This is a genomic window from Sphaerospermopsis kisseleviana CS-549, from assembly GCF_028329225.1.
GTDB classification, from domain to species: Bacteria; Cyanobacteriota; Cyanobacteriia; order Cyanobacteriales; family Nostocaceae; genus Sphaerospermopsis; species Sphaerospermopsis kisseleviana.
On sequence record NZ_JAQMTI010000250.1, the window covers coordinates 1 to 3,258 of the forward strand.

The 3,258-nt window shown below is 41.3% G+C and carries 2 protein-coding genes; both read right to left on the reverse strand.

The genetic code is table 11. The features are described 5' to 3' along the window. Positions 1–141: 141 nt before the first annotated feature. A complete protein-coding gene (locus tag PN497_RS19280) occupies positions 142–1,914 on the reverse strand; it encodes a ribonuclease J (protein ID WP_096570089.1) in 1,773 nt (590 codons plus the stop codon). A 304-nt stretch (positions 1,915–2,218) separates the two neighbouring features. Then, positions 2,219–3,103 carry a 4-hydroxy-tetrahydrodipicolinate synthase gene (gene dapA, locus PN497_RS19285; RefSeq protein WP_096570087.1) on the reverse strand — a complete coding sequence of 295 codons (885 nt, stop codon included), beginning with the start codon at positions 3,101–3,103 and terminating at the stop codon, positions 2,219–2,221. Between the last annotated feature and the right edge of the window lie 155 nt (positions 3,104–3,258).

The following is a 3,258-nucleotide window of genomic DNA, read 5'->3' on the forward strand; positions in this document are numbered from 1 at the left end:
AATTTCTTTGCCATCTCTTGAAATCCCCAAAAATGCACACTTTTTCCGGTATACCCTTCAAAACCCTTGCACTAATTTCTGTGTTTATCAGCCTCTAACCTTTGATATATCAAGGTTTTAGGTTTATTCAGCAAACCCTAATTAAGAAGCCACAGCAGTAGAACGAGTACGCCGTCTTCTACCATCAGAAACCTTCACAGCAGGTTCAGGCGGTTGTTCAGGAACTTGCAGCAACAAAGTCACAGAAGCTTGACATTGTAACTCCCGACGCAGAGAACGGGCCAACTCCTTCTCTAAAGTGCCTTGTAAACCGCCCCAGTCTATATCATTGGGTTCATTTCCCGTCACAAACTCAGACCAACGAACCCGCAAAATTTCCTCAATGCGTTGCTGTACCCATTTCAATAACAGCGATCGCTCAATACTTGTCACCACACCCCGCAGGTGAATTTCTGGTCTAGCCAACAGTTTACCATTCCAATCAACAGCAGCCGCAATAGTCGCCAGTCCTTCAGAAGCCATCGTTTGCCGTTCTTGCAACACTTTGGCGCTCACCATTCCAGAACTCGTTGTATCCACCAGTTCAATACCCGAAGCTACTTTAGCCGCAACACGGATAGATTCTTCAGTTAGTTCTATCACATCCCCATTCTGAATAATCACCATATTTTCTTTGGGAATGCCCATACTCTGAGCAGTTTCCGAATGCTTCACCAACATCCGATGTTCACCATGAACAGGAACAAAGAACTTAGGACGAGTTAAAGCCAGCATGAGTTTTTGTTCTTCTTGACAACCGTGTCCAGAAACGTGAACGCCCTTATCTCTACCGTAGACCACATGAGCGCCTTGGATCATCAATTTATCAATGGTGTTTACCACCGCAATGGTATTACCAGGAATGGGGTTAGCAGAGAAAACAACTGTATCTCCTTCCCTAATTTTAATATGGGGGTGTTCTTTGTTAGCAATGCGAGTCATGGCCGCCATTGACTCACCTTGAGAACCTGTTGTTAAAATCAGTACGTTCTCATCCGGTAAACCCCGGACAGTATGCAAGGGTTGAAATAGGCTATCTTCACATTTGATATAACCTAAATTCCGGGCATGGGCAATCAAATTTAGCATTGAACGTCCCACAACTGTCACTACTCGGTTATGTTTCTTGGCCAGTTGCAACACTATATTGATCCGATGCACACTGGAAGCAAAGGTAGTAACAAATAAACGCCCTTTAGCTTGGGAGAATACCCGGTCAAGGTTGGGATAAACGGAACGTTCAGAAGGTGTAAATCCTGGTACTTCTGAGTTAGTGGAATCACTTAACAAGCAAAGTACACCTTTTTCCCCATGTTCCGCTAGGCGCTGTAAATCAAACTTTTCGCCATCTACAGGGGTATGGTCAATTTTAAAGTCTCCTGTATGGATAACTACACCTAATGGAGTATGAATAGCAACGGTAAAACTATCAGCAATAGAGTGGGTGTTGCGGATGTATTCGACAAAAAAGGCTTTACCAATTCTGACGACATCACGAGGAAGAACTGTTCTTAATTCTGTGCGATCGCGTACTCCTGCTTCTTCTAATTTCCCCTCTAACATGGCCATTGCTAATCTTGGTCCATAAATCACGGGGATGTCAAATTGTTTCAGGTGAAAAGCAATACCACCAATATGGTCTTCATGACCATGAGTAACGATCATGCCTTTGATTTTATGGCGATTTTCCCGTAAATAAGTTGTATCAGGTAGTACAATATTTACTCCGTGCATGGACTCGGTGGGAAAAGCCAACCCTGCATCCAAGAGGACAATTTCATCCTCGTATTCAAAAACACAGGTATTTTTTCCTATTTCATGTAAACCGCCCAATGGAATAATTTTCAGGGCTGAGTTAGCTTCGTTTCTAGCCATTTTCTCCTGTATCTTGTGTGAGTTGTTAATCAGTTGATAGTTAGCGTTCTTGTATGAAAGACAACATCAAATGTCTATATAATTCAATGTCAAAATAGCCAATTTCCACTTCTGATATTCAATCAATTTGGTATTGAATAAATAAAAGTAATTGACCCCGTTCCCGTAGCTTCTGATCAAAAAAGATTCTTATATCGTTCAGTTGTAGCACAGATGTTTAAATTGCAACCTAGAAGCAATTATTACTTTTTATTTATAAGTATCTGGGAAACCAGCATCTGGCTAGTATCCAATATATTGGCGCTCAGATTAAACTAAGTTTATGCAACACATCCTCTAACTTCTGACAGATTTCTGCGTCAGCTTCGCACAGCGGTGGACGAACTGAACCAACGTTCCAACCTTGAAGTTTTAATGCTTGTTTAACAGGAATGGGATTTGTTGTTAAAAATAAAGCTTTAAACAAAGGGAATAGTTGTAAATGAATCTCAGTAGCAATTTGAATGTTGCCTACATTAAAGGACTCTATCATCTGTTTTAGTTGATTACCTACCAGATGAGAAGCCACACTCACCACGCCTTTAGCCCCAACCGCTAACATAGGCAAGGTTAAAGAATCATCTCCAGCGTAAATCTGAAATTCCTGTGGTGTCAAGCGGCGAATTTCACTAGCTTGATCTAAGTTACCACTGGCTTCTTTAATTCCCACAATGTTGTCGATTTGTGCTAATTGCACAACTGTTTCTGGACTCAAATTTTGACCAGTCCGACCAGGAATATTATATAACAACATCGGTAGGTCAGGACAGGCTTGAGCGATCGCCTGAAAGTGTTTGTATAGTCCTGCTTGGGGTGGTTTGTTGTAGTAAGGTACAACTTGTAAAGAACCATGTACTCCTATTCTAGCTGCTTTTTCGGTTGCTGCGATCGCTTCTTTGGTAGAATTTGAACCACACCCAGCAATTACTTTTGCTTTCCCTGCTACAGATTGCAACACTTCCACAAACAGTTGATACTCTTCATCCCAGCTTAACGTGGGAGATTCACCTGTTGTTCCACATATCACTAATGTATCTGTACCATTGTCAACTAAATTTGCTGCTAATTTTCCAGCTACTTCATAGTTAACACTACCATCTGCTTTAAACGGCGTGATCATTGCCGTTATCACTGTACCAAAATCTACCACCCGTTTTTCACTCCTGATTTGTCTTTAGTTGTTAGTTGTTAGTTGTTAGTTGTTAGTTATTAGTTATTGGTTATTAGTTATTGGTTATTGGTTATTGGTTTATTCATCTTTCTTTCCCAGTCACCAATCACCAGTCACCAGTCACCAGTCACCAG

Bases quoted from the DNA above. Each gene is read 5' to 3' on its own strand.
- PN497_RS19280 (WP_096570089.1), bottom strand. From the start codon at position 1,914: ATGGCTAGAAACGAAGCTAACTCAGCCCTGAAAATTATTCCATTGGGC.